Annotated in this window: 9 protein-coding genes; 4 read left to right on the top strand and 5 right to left on the bottom strand. The window is 35.9% G+C overall.

Annotated elements, in window-relative coordinates; all coding sequences use genetic code 11:
* Positions 1 to 5 precede the first annotated feature (5 nt).
* The 3 genes from sov to thiL all read right to left on the bottom strand — a co-directional run bounded on the left by sov (position 6) and on the right by thiL (position 9,162).
* Complete coding sequence (gene sov, locus A8L32_RS06050) at positions 6 to 7,394, bottom strand: T9SS outer membrane translocon Sov/SprA (RefSeq protein WP_066628958.1); 7,389 nt, start codon at positions 7,392 to 7,394, stop codon at positions 6 to 8.
* A gap of 55 nt (positions 7,395 to 7,449) precedes the next feature.
* A complete protein-coding gene (ruvA, locus tag A8L32_RS06045; RefSeq protein WP_066628955.1) occupies positions 7,450 to 8,031 on the bottom strand; it encodes a Holliday junction branch migration protein RuvA in 582 nt (193 codons plus the stop codon).
* Between the two features lie 93 nt (positions 8,032 to 8,124).
* Positions 8,125 to 9,162 (bottom strand): thiamine-phosphate kinase, encoded by a 1,038-nt coding sequence (thiL, locus tag A8L32_RS06040; protein ID WP_066628944.1) that lies wholly within the window; start codon positions 9,160 to 9,162, stop codon positions 8,125 to 8,127.
* Positions 9,163 to 9,453: 291 nt separating this feature from the next.
* Between thiL and A8L32_RS06035 the strand changes: the two genes are divergently transcribed.
* From A8L32_RS06035 to A8L32_RS06020, 4 genes are all read left to right on the top strand, one after another.
* Positions 9,454 to 11,100 carry a peptidase domain-containing ABC transporter gene (locus A8L32_RS06035; protein WP_066628941.1) on the top strand — a complete coding sequence of 549 codons (1,647 nt, stop codon included), beginning with the start codon at positions 9,454 to 9,456 and terminating at the stop codon, positions 11,098 to 11,100.
* Between the two features lie 12 nt (positions 11,101 to 11,112).
* Complete coding sequence (locus A8L32_RS06030) at positions 11,113 to 12,489, top strand: HlyD family secretion protein (protein ID WP_066628938.1); 1,377 nt, start codon at positions 11,113 to 11,115, stop codon at positions 12,487 to 12,489.
* Positions 12,490 to 12,671: 182 nt separating this feature from the next.
* On the top strand, positions 12,672 to 14,099 hold the full coding sequence (locus A8L32_RS06025) for a TolC family protein (RefSeq protein ID WP_066629158.1): 1,428 nt from the start codon (positions 12,672 to 12,674) through the stop codon (positions 14,097 to 14,099).
* Between the two features lie 189 nt (positions 14,100 to 14,288).
* Positions 14,289 to 16,838: a DUF2569 family protein gene (locus tag A8L32_RS06020; protein WP_066628935.1), complete on the top strand. Its 2,550-nt coding sequence runs from the start codon at positions 14,289 to 14,291 to the stop codon at positions 16,836 to 16,838.
* Between the two features lie 43 nt (positions 16,839 to 16,881).
* Here A8L32_RS06020 and A8L32_RS06015 read toward each other — a convergent pair whose 3' ends face one another.
* Positions 16,882 to 17,247, bottom strand: coding sequence for a hypothetical protein (locus A8L32_RS06015; RefSeq protein WP_066628932.1), 366 nt, complete (start codon positions 17,245 to 17,247; stop codon positions 16,882 to 16,884).
* A gap of 3 nt (positions 17,248 to 17,250) precedes the next feature.
* A complete protein-coding gene (locus A8L32_RS06010) occupies positions 17,251 to 17,892 on the bottom strand; it encodes a hypothetical protein (protein WP_066628929.1) in 642 nt (213 codons plus the stop codon).
* Positions 17,893 to 17,902: the final 10 nt, after the last annotated feature.

Below are 17,902 nucleotides of genomic sequence, written 5' to 3'. Positions count from 1 at the left end.
TCTTCTTACTGCGTTAGTGAGAATCGGAAACTTACTCCAAAATTACTATTGGTAGTTGGGTATGATGTAGAAATATATGGCGACGTTAAGGCTCTATCATAAAACACCTGCATATTAAATCTATCACTTAATACATAATCCGCCGTTATTTTTAAAGTATTGATTCTTCTACCGGAGGTTAACTGACTAACACCATCTTCAATTCTTCTGAAAATGGCAATATTATCCTTAATGGAGAAATCGGCTCTTAAGTTAAGGTCACTTGAAATTTTCTTTTGCCCCGATTTACTTCCCAAAATCATATCCATTTTATCAAACCTATAACCTAATCCAATAACCCAATCGTTATTATAGTTTTCAATTAACTGATTATTAGATAAACTTAGGTTGATTGTCCTAGTCTTTTTATTTTCAATTTTAGTTGTTACATTATTTTTCCAGGTAATATTTAATCCAATTAATGGCGTAAACATCTCGCTTAACGAAACTGAATTTACTTGAAACGGCGTTATGAAATCTTCTTGCAAGTTTCTAACCCAACTAATTCCATAACCATCTTCATCATAACCAGAATTAGTTACATACGAGCCCACATTATAGGTAGATCGATAACCATGGGTAATGTCAAATGACTTAATATATTTTTTAAGAGGTTTTATTTTTGACAAACCATTGTACGACACCCGCCAATTAGGGTGCATACTTAATAAACTCGGAAATAAATCGGTAAAAATATTATTTGCATCGCGTCCGCTATACGCCGCCAGTAAAGATGGTATTAATACCTCCTGCGAGTTTAAGCTATAACCATTAGCTCCATCTATTCCTTCTCCTGGATCAGGGTTATATACTTCTCCTGTTTCTGAATCCGTATAACCAATTTTATCTTGCGCCAATCGATCCGCTATAATTTGTCTATTTTCCAGAAACTCATTGTAAGTTTTAGATTCATAAGTACCTGTTTTACCAACCTTTTCAAACGAAGTGCCAATCATATTAAAGGTCATACTGAAATTACCATTTTCACGAAGGTTTGAAACCTCAAAAACACCACTATTATCATTATAATTATAGTATTCGTTTAAGTTATTAGAGTATCTCCTATTACCAGTTAAATCAATTCGTAATCCATTTATCGGCTCAATCGTTGCTTTAATGGTAAAGTCTTCTTGATGCGTCATTACATATGCCTGGTTAATAGTAGAACTTGTAACCCATCCTCGCTCAGCCGCTTTCTGAGCATAATTACGATCTTGCCAACCAGCAATAAAACCATAACCCGGAGCACTAAACCCTCCATACGAAGAAGTTCCCATAAACTTAGAAGTCGGTAAATACCCTGGTAATATTGTTCCGTTTGTTTCAGTGTAACTTAGGTTTACATTTTTAATACCTGTAGCTATCATGGCCGTATAGTCAACCATTGTACCAAATATAGTTGTCTTATTTTCTTTGGTACCTGTCACCATCACTCTGGCATTATCATAATCTGCCTCAGGAATAAACTCCGACTTATTTTGGTCGATTGGCACTGTTTTACCACGCGCTGTTCTACCATTGGCATCATACATCCTCACCCTAGTTTCGGTGGTTTTTAACTTATGGTTGATAATAAAAGATTCGCCTTTCTTAAGCTTAATGCCATCTTTATTATATCTAACTGTTTGCTTGGTATTTTTATTCTTGCTTGAACCATTATACTTACGAGACAGTCCCTTTAAATACTTAGATCTATTATATAAAGTTTTAAAGTTAAACTGTAAAGTTCCCTGTACATTGTTGGAGTTACTAATAGTATTACCCCAAGTAATCGACTCATCGGTTGACCTAGGTGCAGTTTGCCATCTATACATACCGCTATATCTCAAGTTAGCGCTAGTCCAATTTAAATACGGTAATTTATTAATCGGAACTTTATAGCTGGCATTAAAGTTATGCTGATAATTGGTTACTCTACCACCTCCCATAATATTAGACATCACCTCTTCCTTCCACTCCGAATACTCATCCTTCAGGTCTTTATCTACCACTAATATATCCAGGGGCTCATCAATACGGGCATTGGTAACCGATTTAAAATCAAATTTCAAAGACTTGGTTAAATTATAACGAAGGTCGAAATATCTATTCCAATTAAAATCTTTTCGAACCGTAACAGGTATTTTAAATGTTGGATTATTAACATTTCTAAGTTGCTCCTGACTATACCTCCTTAACATTTCGGTACGATAGGACAACTGTGTAGGCATCAAATAAAAGTTAAAATCTTTAATCAGTTTAAAAGCTTCACCTTTTAATGCTTTACTCTTTTTAAATGGCTCATAAACTTTTGGTCTGTTATTAAAATTATAAGCCAATACCCCTCTATAATCTTTATCTAATTTACTTTCCGTGTTAACACTTCGCTCTGTAGTTTCATTATAAGAATAGGTAGCCGACACGTTAGACACATCGTAAATCTTAGATTTATTGCCTTTTGGTTTTAAGCGAACGTTGGTAAAATTCACACTTTTACGTTTTACCACATCCTGCGACATCTTTTTGATACTATCTCTTTCTGCTTCATCTTTGGCATTATCCAAAGCTACATCCAAGGGAATATCCGGATCTAACGGGTAATAATTCGGACTAGCCACTTCTTTTGAGTATCCGTAATAAAATGGAATAGACATACGAGATTTAGCTCCGGTGAACTTACCTAACTCAAGATTTGTGGCAATATCATACTGATAAAAATCTTCCTGACTTCTGCCTGCCACATTTTTCTCGATACTACCAAAACCAACGGTATAGGTATTACCAGCTAAGGATAAATTACCTAAATCGGATAGTTTAATATTCATCCTGGCATTAGCAGCCCAACCACCTTCTTCGTTAAAGTCCGTAAGCCTAAGTTCATTGAACCATACCTCATACGAAACTTCCTCTTCATTAGCACTACGCAAACCAAGCATAATGGTTCTTACATTGCTCAAGTTTGGATTACCTTTAATCTTTACCTTATTCCTGTCGTTATCAGGATCCGGTGTTACATACACCTCATTAACAGGCTTACCAATTTTACTTCGTTTTAGCTTAATTGTCTGAAAAGCCTTTAAGGCAAAATCAAAACGGTTATTTTGGGGCCAAATATCCTCTCGGTCGGTAGCTCCATGCGCCGTCATTTCTAGCGGAATTTCATATTCGTAATAGTTATTCTTAGCATCTGAACCTAAGCGAATAAAAGCCTTTGCTTTACCATTTAAAATTGTTCCCTCTTCCACTTCTTCCGCATGAACTTCCATTTGCAAACGACCATACTGACGCATATCCATATTCATGGTTTTAAATACGGCTCGCCTGTCATTTTTAGCAATATCTGAAACCTTTAATGAAATAGACTGCTCATTCAACTCACGCAATTGAGGATTGGCAGGGTCAATAATACGATCAATTCCTGGTGGTAAAACGTAGTTAATTGGTTGCCTACTTGCATTCTCCTCAATATTTACAGCTCCAGTTTCAAATACACCATTAGCATTAGGGACATATTCGTCCGCCTCTATCAGGTCATCGGTATATTTACGCCATTCACTTCTTACTAAATCGAGCGTAGCAAAACGCAGTATGGTAGTATCCTGAAAACCATGCATAAACATACGCATAAATCGAATGGAACGTACATCCTCAATATTACCCACAATAGTATCTGGAATAGTTATTGGAACTCTAAACTGATACCACTTTACTTTATCTACATCACCATTCTTCAGTTTAACTTCTGCTTCACGTATATCGGAGATATAATTATTTCCCACTTGCATATCCGTAGGGTCGAAACGTACCTTATACTGGAAATAACTTTCATTTTCACTTAAAGTATTATCTCTATTAATATCCTCTTGGTTAGGAATAGAAATAGATGCGGTAGCATAGGACTCCGGCGAGTATTCCGAAGGTACCGAGTTACCCTCTGGTCCGTTAAAATTCTTATATCTATCTAGAATGTCTACCTCATCACGATCAAAGTCACTTCCTCTAAAGTAATGGTAATTATCCGATGCAGGATCTTCAACAATCCTATTATAAGCTTCATCAGCCAAATTACCATTTGTTCTTAAAGCCTCCATATCAGACATAAACTGCTCATAAAAGGTCAGCTCTTGTCCAGAATTCAATCCATTTAAACCTACATCTTGTCTTATCCGCACATCAGCTTCATTACTAAAGGCACTAACCAAACTTTGCTTTTTAGAAACCACACCCCATGCGGTAGAATCAACATCATATGGTTCATCGGGCCCTGGTAAACCCTGTTCAAAAGATTTACGCGAATCGCTCAATACATCCTCAGAAACATTACCCAAGTTTATATATAACTCACCCGCCTTATCTGGGTTCTCATCATACACAAATGGATCCATTACCCAAAACTCCACAAACTCAATATTGGCCGCTTCAAAATCACTTGTTTCTACACGCCTCTGAATACCTCCCCATCTCGTTTCAGGTGCCACTAAATCACCGTTCTCTTCTACATTTGTATCAAAATTATAAGGCCCTCTTTCTTTTGGATAGTATGCAAAGTTAAGCACAGGTACATTAGTTGGCGTGCCTGTTGCTACATCCTGATCTGGGAATATCTCTTTAATAAATACTTCACGCGAGAAGTGATTAGATTGCATGTCCAAATCGTTTTTAATATGATTTGGAGTATACTGATTATCCCGAGAAAATAATGGGTCGATAATATACCAAGCAGCTTTGGCTCTTTCGTAACCGGCGCTTATGTCATTAATTTCTTCTGCCTTCGGAAATTTATCCTTTTGACCTTGTGGTGTACTGGCCAAATTCCATGCTGTCCAGTTACGCATATCAATCGATATCTTTGTCCCTTCAAAGTCATCGATATAGGCCTCACCCTCTTCTTTTATCACATCAGGATGACCAGGAATTAATTGTGCATATTCTCCTTCGAACGAAACACTAGAAGGCTCTGTAACCTGCAACAACGGCAGATTATTTAATAAATTGGTAATCCATTGCGACTCGGAAAAATAAGAAGTATTGAAACCATAAATGGTATTGGCAATAGGCTCATCGCCAATATTAACTTTTTGCGTTAACGGACGTTCCCTAAGATGCATGATAGTACCGCCAATATTAAAATCTTTATTAAACTGGTAGTTCATGTGGGTACCCATCAACGTTTTAGTTTGTAGATTGAACAAACTTTGACTTTCAAGAGATACCTGAATAGGAGATCCACTATTTAATAAACCTTGATTAATAATTTTTACCGTACCAAAAGAATAATCTACGGTATAATCCACATTCTCAACCAGCTTAATACCGCCTGCCGTAACAATCACTGATCCTTTAGGAATATTTTGAGCATTCAAAGAAATCTCGCTTCCACTGCTTGATTTATAGGAACCTTTTAATCGGAACTTATTTTTCTCGGCATCTTGAGTAGCCAAGGTCTGCGTAGAATCGTACAAAGCTTGATATCCGTATTTTTTCCAAAGCGGATCGTCAACGTTCGAACCAAACAACTCGAATAAATGGGAACCAAAGGGTTCTAGCACAGGAAAAATCACTCTACCATTTTGCGGATAAATAGTTTGGTTTTCGATGTAATCAAAGGTACCATCAGGCGTTGGATCATAAACCTCGTTTAATTTATCCAAATCCAATAATCTTAAAAACAACTGCCCTTTTAAGTCTCCCTCGTCGGGCATGTAATTAATATGCGCACCTGTTGAATCATCTACGTAGGTAACATCAAAAATAAAATCCTCACGATTTACCTGATAAGCACCAATGGCATAGATGTTTTTCATCATCAAATCCCAAGTTGGCTTAACACTTGGCGTTAGGTTGGTACTTTTCAACATCTTCAAGAAAAGGGTCTCGTTAGATTCTGCTCCATCTCCAGCAAATTCACCCACCTGAAAAGTATTCCCATCAATATCGTATTCAAAAGCTACCGCTAAAACCTCATCCGCATTAAGCGACATATTTAAAGAGATAAAACCCAAAGCACTATTTAAGGTGTACTCTGATGGCGATAAACGTCTGGCATTCTCCACTTTTTCGTAATCAACTCCATTTACCAATTGTGAATTACGAAAGGTTTCTGTTACTTTATTTATATCACGAACAGCACCATATACATTCACATCTATTAAAGCAGCATAAACACCGTTGGCATTGTTATCTGGTACCGTATCAGGTGTCACACCCCACTCACCAGTATTATACAAATTATTACCCGTCTCGCCAAGGTCCATCATACCCAGCACATTCTTGGCTTCATCAAACTTACCTGCACGGTTGGTAATCCAAACTTCTACCCTACCCACATTAATACGGGTAATCATTGGGTAATTCTTCTGTGCATCGTTATATAAACCTCTAAAATAGTTAGATAAAAAGAAGTGACGGTTTTTATCATACTCATTAATGGGCAATTCAAACTCTTGTTGTTGAGCACCTCCTTGAATATCCATGACAGAGGTTTCTCCTTTTTGCTGCGAAAAGATGGACGTTACGCTCAATTTACCAAATTGCAAATCGGCTTTTAAACCAAATAAACTCTGGCTACCCGTAATTAAAGTTCCTGGCAACGGAAGTGAAACATTACCTGCCTCAATGGATTGGATAATATCATCCTCCTTACCCTCGTACTCCAGTTTCATTTCGTTTTCGAACTCAAAAGTAGCTTCGGTATTATAGTTGATACCCATCTTTAACTTATCACCTATATTACCTTGAATATTCATTTGAATTTTCTCCTGAAAATCGAAGGTGGTGGTTTTTCTTAAGTTTTCTTGTAAGGTAGGGTTATCAATTTTATTTCTGGAAATACCAATTTTAAGCTCAGCCATACCCTGAGGTTTGATATTAATCAGGTCGCTACCAAAAATATTATCCAAGCCATCAATCCCTAAATCGAGTTTTGGATTTAGGATGCTAAACTTATCACTTCCTTGTTCCGATCGCGCTCTAGTATCCCAATATGACAACAGTGAATTACGGGTTTCTTCATCCATATACTCCTCTACACTCATGGTGTAAGGAAGCTTCACATTCATATTACCTATTTTCCGGTAAAAATGGATTTGACCCGTTTTAGGATCATACTCTGTTTCGTATTGTAAGCTGTTAACAGGGGCTAGCTCCATGGCTTTTTCCTGTTGTGGATCTAAAAAGGGGTTATTAGTTTGCTTATCTACAGGCTTAAACCTAGAGCTTTGTTGCTGCAGTGTATCAGGTTCCTGATCATAATCCTGCCATCCTAGCTCAGTACTTTGCGTAGTTTTAGGTGCTGCAAAGCCCGAAACGACAAACAGCGTAAGTATAAAAACACTAATTAAGGTATATGGAAAAACTTTATTCAAGTTTTTTTGCATTGTACTGGTAACTATTGGTTTAAGCTATCGAATGAAAATAATAAGCAACTCCGGCTTACAACATTTTTAACGACTTTTTTATTACATCTTCTACTTTACTATCAGGTTCAGCAGCTAGTATTTTATCAATTACTTTTTGTGCGCTACCCTTCACAAAACCCAACATCACTAAAGCAGATAACGACTCTTCTTTTATTGTATTGTTTGCCTCGGTAAATATTTTTTGATCCACAGGCTCCTTACCAAGCTTATCGGCAAGGTCAACAATTACTCTTTGAGCTGTTTTTGCACCAATCCCTTTAATGCCCTTTAAAACATTTACATTTCCAGAGGTGATGGCTTCATGTATTTCACCTGGTGACATTGACGACAGCATCATACGCGCTGTATTGGCTCCAATACCACTTACCGAAATCAAATGAATAAAAATACTTCGCTCTGTTTTTTCGTAAAAGCCATATAAATTATGTGCATCCTCCCGAATCTGCTCAAACAAATACAACTGTATCTCCTTCTGATTTTGAAGTTTCGTGTACGTATTTACAGATAAATTAATAAAATATCCCAATCCATTATTCTCCACTATGCAATGTGCAGGACTGGCTTCTATTATATGACCTTTAATGTATTCTAACATGCTAGTTTAATAAGTCATTGGTTAATAGTCAATAGTAATCACAAATAAAAAATAACTACTGACAAACTACTTATGACCAAATTAACCCTACGGTTAATTTAGTGCATTCCATCCTTGAGCTTGTAATTCCACTTCTTGATCTCCACCCGTTACAAGGTATTTACCTTTGCTTTCTTCGGTGATATGACCTATGGTGTATATTTTCAAATCCGTTTCTTTCGAGAATTTTTCGTAATCCTCCATAGAAATGGTAAATAATAATTCATAATCTTCACCTCCATTTAAGGCTGCGACTGTAGGATTCATATTAACCTCTTCAGCCATTAAGGACGTTGCGTGATCAATAGGAATTTTATTTTCGTAGATACGACATCCTGTTTGCGATTGCTTACAAATATGAAGAACCTCAGAAGACAATCCGTCTGAAATATCAATCATAGAAGTTGGCTTAACACCTATGTCAGCTAAAAACTCTATTACATCCTTACGCGCTTCTGGTTTTAACTGGCGCTCTAAAATATAATCGTATCCTGCTAAATCAGGTTGTGTACTTTTTCCTTCATGAACTCTCTTTTCACGCTCTAGCAGCTGAAGGCCCATATACGCCCCACCTAAATCGCCTGATACACAAATTAAATCGTTGGGTTTAGCTCCACTTCTATAAACAACATCTTCTTTATCAATCTCACCCAATGCAGTAATACTGATAGTTAGTCCTGTTAATGAAGTAGAAGTGTCTCCGCCAATTAAATCAACATCATGTAGTTCACATGCAATCTTAATACCTTCGTATAGTTCCTCGATAGAAGCCAATTTAAACTTAGAACTTAAGCCCAAAGAAACAGTAATCTGTTTAGGTTTAGCATTCATAGCATAAACATCGCTTAGATTTACCATCACTGCTTTGTAGCCTAAATGCCTTAATGGCGTATAAACTAAATCGAAGTGAATACCTTGCAACAACAAATCGGTAGTTACTACCATTTGCTTATTACAGTAATCTACCACTGCTGCATCATCACCAATCCCCTTTACAGTACTATTATGTTTAATTTTTATCTGACTTGTTAAGCGGTCAATTAAACCAAACTCTCCTAAACTCTCCAGATTTACTTCTTTCTTCTCACTCATAAAAATGTCATTCTTCTTAAGCCTGCAAAATTAATAAAAAAAGTGTGCCTAAAGAATATAATTAACTGCGGTTATCAACTGGGTTACAAAATTTGGATTTTTTTTATGATTTAAGTCTAAATACTAGCTATTTCAGATCAAAATCAAGCTATTTTTTGTTTAGGTTTGTAAACCAAAACATCAACTGTATTGTTGTGTTTGGAGAATTAAAACCTGTTGCTAGAAGCTTAATTTTATACAATTACTAAAGTATGAACTTAATCTTTGAACAAATATCTTACACATAGAAGTATGTTAACAACTAAATTAGCACCCATAAAAAGATTCTGGCGATTGCTGGAATTATATAAATTCGAGTTAAGGCAGATATATGTTTACGCCATATTTATTGGTATTGTAAACCTCACATTGCCTCTTGGTATACAAGCCATTATCAATTATCTACAGACAGGAGAAGTAACCTCAACCTGGATGGTATTGGTACTTTTTGTGATTGGAGGTATAGGTATTACAGGAATATTGCAGGTTATGCAATTAAGAACTGTGGAGAATATTCAGCGTAATATATTTGCACGCTCAGCCTTTGAATTTGCTTACCGTTTACCCAAAATAAGTTTTCTACAGCTGGATAAAGTACATGCTCCAGAGTTGGTCAATCGTTTTTTTGATACTTTAACATTACAAAAGGGATTGCCGAAAGTACTTATCGATTTCTCTTTGGCTATTTTCCAAATAACCTTTGGCCTGGTATTACTAAGCATATATAGTCCGTACTTTATTATTTTAGCTTTTGTATTAGCTGTAGCCACATGGGTTATGTTTAAAATAAGCGGACCTAAAGGTTTAAAAGCAAGCATTAAAGAAAGTAAACTAAAATACAGCCTAGTTTTTTGGCTCGAAGAAGTAGCTCATGTAAGTCGTAGTTTTAAGCTAAATGCTAAACACAAGTTTCACTTGAGCAAAACAGATGATCTTGTTACGGATTACTTAGGCAAAAGAGAAACCTACTTTAAAATTATTGTGAACCAGTATAAGATGTTTATTGGCTTTAAAATTATAGCTAGCTCCTCTTTACTTATCATGGGTGGATTATTGGTTTTTGCCGAGAAAATGAATATTGGTCAGTTTGTAGCTGCCGAAATCATAATTTTATTAGTGATTAATTCAGCGGAAAAAATCATGAACAGTGTAGATTCTATTTATGATGTATTGACAGCACTTGAAAAAATAGGCGATGTTACTGATTTGGAATTAGATCAAAGTAATGGCACCGCCACCATGAATCAGGAAACTGGTATGGCCGTTAAAGCGGATAAAATTAATTTTGGTCTGGGAGAACCTAAACGCACACTGATCAAAAACTTATCCTTCGATATTAAAGCGGGTGAAAAAATCGTACTTAAAGGAAAATCAGGTACTGGTAAATCTTTGCTGCTGCATATTTTAGCAGGCATCCATCATATCGACAGCGGTAACTTAACGATAAACGGTATTCCGTATAACAATTATCAGGAAGATGAAATATACGAATCCTTAGGCGTTGCCTTTCCATCAAACCAAATTTTTGAAGCTACTTTTAAAGAAAATATTCTATTAGGTAAAGCTTGCTCTCAAACTGAGCTAAAAGAAATTATTGACCTTCTGGATTTACAACCTTACCTAAATTATCAGGCTAAAGGCATAGAAACCATGCTTGATAGTGGAGGCAGAAGGCTACCTAGAGGCATCATACAAAAAATACTTATTGCCCGTGTCTTGGTTCATCAACCTAAATTATTATTGTTAGAAGATCCATTACACTTTTTAGAGGAAGAGGATAAAAAAATAATTGTGGACTACATCATGGATAAACGCAGAGATTGGACAGTAATAATCGTTTCGGACTACTATTACTGGAAAGAAAAATGCGATAGAGTGATTGAGTTAGTTAAAAACTAAAACAACAAGGCCATGCTGAATATTACAGACAATAAGATATCTCAATACATCAATATAGAAGATTTTAAAGCTTGTAGACAACTGGTAAAAACCAGAATACGAAGGTTGACCCTGATTATTTTTGCGTCGCTACTACTTGGCTTAATTATTTTTTCGTTTTTACCCTGGACTCAAAGTATTGATGCCAAAGGATACGTAACTACGCGCTCTCCTGAGCACAGACCACAAGCGATTCATTCCATGATAGCTGGAAGAATTGTGAAGTGGTATGTAAAGGAAGGTGATTTTGTAAATAAGGGCGACACTATTTTATTCTTGTCCGAAGTAAAAAATGACTACTTAGATCCTGAGCTGCTTGAAAGAACCAGCGAACAGTTAAATGCCAAAGAGCAAAGTATATCATCATACGACCAAAAAATTAAAGCATTACAAAAACAATACAAGGCTTTACAAGAATCTTTAGTTTTAAAGACTAAGCAAATTCATAATAAAATTGAACAAGCACACAATAAGGTTAAAAACGATAGCATTGATTTAACAGCTTACAAAGCCAACTTAAAAATTGCAGAAAATCAATTATCCAGAACCCAAGAATTATACAACAAAGGTTTAAAGTCGTTGACCGAAGTGCAGGAAAAAGAATTGAAGGTACAATCGGCAACGGCCAAATTAAATGTGCAGCAAAATAAATATTACAACCAGCTAAATTCTCTTAGCAACTTGCAGATTGATCTTTTATCGATACAAAAAGAATATGCCGATAAGTTGGCCAAAAGTCAATCCGATAAACAATCTGCTATTGCAAGTAAAATGGAAAGCATTGCCGCCACTTCTAAACTTCGCAACCAACTTAGCAATTATACCATTAGGCAAGATAATCATTACACCACAGCTCCGCAGGCGGGTTATATAAACGAAGTATTAACCAAGGGTATTGGAGAAACCATCAAAGAGGGAACTGACATTGCCACCATTGCACCTATGGAGTACGATTTAGCGGTGCAAGTATCGGTAAAACCGCAAGATTTACCTTTACTTAGGTTGGGTAGTAAAGCCACCATACGTTTTGATGGATGGCCAGTAATGGTGATTAGTGGTTGGCCAGAATCGAGCGTTGGTGTTTTCAGAGGAACAGTAGTAGCAATTGATCAATCGATAAATTCAAGTGGCTATTACCGTATTATGATTAGCCCTGACGAAAACGACAGAGACTGGCCTGCTAAACTCCGCGTTGGTACAGGAGCACGCACCTTCTTGCTTTTAAACGAGGTGCCTATCTGGTACGAAATATGGCGACAACTGAATGGTTTTCCGGACGACCATTATAGCAAAGGCAAGGACACCAAGAATGAAATTAAACGCAAGGCACCTATCAAATCGGTTAAATAGCGCTTGCCCTAAAAGTCTAATTTCATCGTAACGGCCTTTTTTTTAAAAACAGTCATTTAAGAAAATGAATGATTTTCCCAAAAAGACTAAGCCTCGAACTTAAACTTTTCGATTCAAGCATTTGGAACAACAATCGGTTTATTGCTGACATTAAATAATTACATATCATTTATATGAAAACAATGCTTAACCACATATATGCTATTATACAAACCGTGCTTTTAAAGGCTTTACTAGCGTTTACTGCGCTTTGGTTATGCATTTCTGCTCAAGCACAAATGGATAGCACTGCTACTTTTACCTATCAAGAGTTTTTAGCGCACATCATCGACCATCACCCACTGGCTATTAAAGCCAATCTGCGCTTAAAATATGGTGAGGCCAATGTTTTATCTGCACGTGGCAAGTTTGATCCTGTTTTAAAATCAAGCTACGATAAAAAAGAGTTTGACGACAAATTATATTATAGTCATTTTGCCAGCAAACTTATTATACCTACCCCATTGGGCATTGATGTGGTTGGAGGTTATGAAAATACGGATGGCGAAAAGCTAAACCCAGAAAGATATACCGACGAAAATGGGTTGTGGCACATGGGTGTTGAAGTTAACGTATTGCAAGGCTTGTGGGTAAACGATAGGAAGGTAGCATTACAGCAAGCTAAGGTTTATCAGCAAATGGCTCAAGTAGAACAGCAATCGCTATTGAATGAGCTGGTATTTAATGCAACGTATAAATATTTATTGTGGCAACAATCGCACTTCAACCATCAAGTGCTTGAGAACAACCTGAGCATTGCGAATGACTATTTTACCAATACTCGATTATCCTATAAAAATGGTGAAAAAACCGCCATGGACACCTTGGAAACATTAATCGTTTATCAAGATGCGCAACGCTTGCTGAATAAGAATAAAATTGCATTGACCAAAGCTCGTAACGACATTGAAACCTATTTGTGGTACGAACAAAAACCAGTTTTATTGCAAGAGCAAACACTACCCGAGAATTATGAAAATAAGTTTTTTGTTGATTTTTCACTTAGCGACTCCACCGATTTATCGGCCAATCCGCTCATTCAATCCTCATTGAATAAACTTTCTATTTTAGAAATAGAACAACGCCTAAAGCGCCAAAAGGTACTTCCTAAATTAAAGGTAAAATACAATGCTTTATTGGCTACCAACGAAAATAGTATTACACCAAACTACTCATCCTCTAACTACAAATGGGGGCTCGATTTTTCGTTTCCTATTTTTTTAAGAAGCGAACGAGGAGATATTAAACAGGGTAAAATTAAAATAGAAGAACTGGAACTTGATATAGCTAACAAAAGATACGAACTGCAAAACAAGCTAGAATCGAGTTTGCAAAAACAAATTATTTTAGAGGAGCAAATCACTATTTTAAATAAGAGTGTAGATGGCTACAAACAGCTGCTGGAAGGAGAAAATGAGAAGGTTAAATATGGCGAAAGCTCGGTATTCTTACTTAACAAACGCCAGGAAAAATACATCAATGGCAATTTAAAGCTGATTGAAACCTACGTTAAAAAACAAATGGAATTGGTTAACTTTTTGTACTTATCAAATCAGTTGGTAGCAAAATAAACACTTCATTCACATGGCAAAGCTTAATCATCCTTTCTAAAGTCAGATTCATTTTACTCACTGAGACATATGAATCTGTTCATTAAACTGCATCAAACTTGCACTCATGTAAAAACTAGTAGGTACCATTTGAAAAATCATTTTCATTTGTATTTTTGAGCTTGAAACATTTTTCAGCCTAGAAAAACTATGAGACAAAACCGAATTATTACTGCTATAATCCTATTGCTATCTGTTTACGCCTCGCACACATCAGCACAATTTCAACCTAAATGGGCCAAACAAATAACATACGATAAAAACTACACAGCTCACTCAAACCAACAATCCGACGGTTATACATTTTTATTATCCGACTCCCAAATCAATTTGGTCAGCAAGGAATACTACCATTGCTTAGCCTATAGAATAACAGAGGAAATTGGCTTAAGAAATGTATCATCCATTACACTAGACTACGATAGCGAATACCAAAAACTACAGGTAAATCATATTCATATTATCAGAGGACAACAAACAATTGATGTCTTAAAGCTTCAAAAACCTGAAATTTTAAGACGCGAAAAATCTCTTGAAAAAGGAATTACAGATGGAGAGTTAACTTGGTATTTAGAAGTAAATGATCTTAGAATTGGTGATATTTTGGAATACAGCTACACACTCACAGGCGACAATCCAATCAAAAAGGACTTTGCATTCTTACGGTACTACCAAGCCTTTGGAGTTCCCGTAGGCAAAATAAATGTTTGCATCATTACAGATAACGAAAACAAATATGCATATAAATTAACTAACGGTGCCAACGAGCCCAAGCTTCACAAACAAAATGGATTAAATTACTATTCATGGCTCTCTGAATCTACTCAAGTAATTACACATGAAGACAACGAGCCCTCTTGGTTTGATCCGTACCCAAGTATTTATTTTTACAGAAAGTCTTCGTGGAATAAACTGGCCAAACACATGCTTTCACTTTACACATCAAACAAGGCCTTAAGTTCAGAAATTAAAGATTTATTAAAGCAAGTACAATCAGATAATAAAACTAAAGAAACGCAGGCACTAGAGTTGATTAGATACGTGCAAAATAACGTAAGGTATTTAGGAAATGAGAACGGCATTTACAGCTACAAACCAAGGCATCCAAATACTATATTAAATAAAAAATCGGGCGACTGTAAGGAAAAGAGTTGGTTACTATGTACCATGCTCCGTGAACTGGGTTTTACTTCTTACCCAGTATTAGTACATACAAATACGGGCTACAAACTTAACGAATACCCTCCTAGTTTAGAATCGTTTAACCATTGCGTTTGTTGCTTTATTAACAATGGCGACACCATTTATGTAGATCCCACCATTTCAAACCAAGGTGGCGACATCAACAACATTTGCTTTCCTGATTATTATTACGGCTTACTTATTGATGACAAAACCAAACAGTTAAGTTCGATACCAACACAAATATTTAAAGAAACGCTTATAAGCGAAACCTATGATATTAAGGATTTAAAGGGCGATGCTAAACTTCATGTAAAAACCATTTACAAAGGTGTTGAGGCAGATTATCAAAGATCTACTTTTAAAAACTCATCGGCCCACGATATGCAAAGTGGCTATCTAGAATTCTATGCTTATTACTACCCCAATATCGATACCATCAATATTCTCAACTTTGAAGACGATCTAATAAAAAATGAATTTACAGTATACGAATCGTACCAAATAAAAGACTTTTGGGAAGTTGATGATCCGAAGAAACCTCGCGATGTATCTACCACTTTTTATCCCAACAGCCTCAGACAAATGCTTAACATAGATGTTGACCCTCGCAGAGAAACACCTATGCGCTTAAATAATCAAAGATTGGTGCAACAAACCATTATCGTCAATTTGCCCAAACGATGGAGTATTTCAAACAGCCAAGACTCCATTATTGGCCCTGGATTTCAGTTTAACGAGAGCGTACACTATGCCAATAAAAAACTAACGCTAAACTACACACACAAAACCAAGCAGGCATACATTAATAAAGATGATTACAAAACCTACATAGAAAAAAATGACAAAGTAAGCGATAGGTTATCATACGGAATTGTTTACTACGGAAGCTCAAATGGCAGCGACTCGGATAGTACTGCCAGTCCTATTATTTATATTTTAGGTTTTTTAATTGCTACAATAGCAGCCATGCTTGCGTACAAATTCTACTTTTACAACCCTCCTGTAAACTCGGCACATCTGTATTCCAACACTCCCGTTGGAGGATGGCTTGTTCTTCCTGCCATTGGCATTTCGCTTAGTCCAATCATCATGACCTACAACCTTTTTACGAATGGTTTTTTTGAATTAGATGGATGGGAGGGTATCATTAATCAAGCCACGAGTAATTATAGTGCAGCACACTCATCTATCGTATTTTTTGAGTTTTCTTTTAATGTGATATTCATCGTTTTTTCAATATTGGCCAATATTCTATTTCATAGCAAAAGAAGTAGCGCACCACTTTTGATGATTATTTTTTATGTATCAAACAGCGTCTTTATCATTTTAGATAGCATACTGGTTAGCGCGTTAAATATAGAAACCGACAGCTCCTTTACTTCTGAAATTATTAAAGCCATGATACGCATGGCTATTTGGGTTCCGTACTTTTTAAACTCAGAAAGAGTTAAAGAGACTTTTACTGTTAGATTGAAGAAGAAGGAAGTTATTGAAGTAAATACTGAACTATCGTAAAATTGAATAAAACCAAACCTTAACAACTTAATCGATTTAACGGTCAGTTAGGATTGTCTTTTCTATGGTTAAAACCACAGATTAAACAGTCTGTTATTTTATAATTTTGTTCGGTTAAAAATGAAGAAGATTGACAACAAGGACATGAACCATTGAATGGATTTTTAAATACTTTAGCCTCTATATAAAACTCCTTAATCTGCAGTTTACTAATCCTTCTATTCCTAATTTCTTCAATTAGTCTATTGGATGCTTTATCCGTGAGCTTACAATATCTATTGGTTAAAGCAATGATCAGTTCTTTGCTAGAAAATTCCGAAATCGATTCTGTAAAACCAATATGCTTTGGCTCTTTGCTTTCTTTACGATAATGCGAATCTAAGTCGTAACTTGGAATTGTATAAACCATACCCTACCTCAAAAAAACCTTATACAAAACACCAATGATCAAAAATACTGTTCCAAAGCCAAGAATGACCTTAGCGTGCCATCTACTTATTTCATCGTAGGTATAAACCTTACGACCATCGGGCATTACTTTTTTGGCACCATAAATAGAGAATCCAATAACAACTGCAATAAATCCTCCTAAAAAGGCTGTAATATAACCAAACAATATCCAGCCTCTTTTAACCTTTTCGGGCTGTTCGAGCTGAGCTAATCGCTTCTTCTTAATCTCACTTATTTGCGCATCGGTATATGATTGACCTCGTTTCTGCAATAAATCACGAGCTAATTGAAAGTCTAACTTACTCCACTCATCATATTTGTGTATAATCTCAATTAATTCATTATCCGTAAAGTCATTTAAATAATGATCTTGCTCTATTGCATTATTTTTATTCAGCTCTTCAATTAAATGATTGGCTCTATTAAAATCTGTATCTAATATTTGTAACCAAAATTGCGTAGGATTATTACCAGTAAAGGTTACATCAACAGAAGCTGTAGACTTTGAAATATTATACTTGATATTGTTTTCATTAAATGCATCTACATAATGCTCTACTTCTTGCTCGTCGCTATAGGATAAATAGTTTCTAAATTCGGCCATGGTTTTATTT

The sequence above is a fragment of the Labilibacter marinus genome, from assembly GCF_001659685.2.
Classification (GTDB): domain Bacteria; phylum Bacteroidota; class Bacteroidia; order Bacteroidales; family Marinilabiliaceae; genus Saccharicrinis; species Saccharicrinis marinus.
The sequence above is the reverse complement of the archived record's forward strand: the minus strand, read 5'-3'. Positions and strand labels throughout refer to the sequence as shown.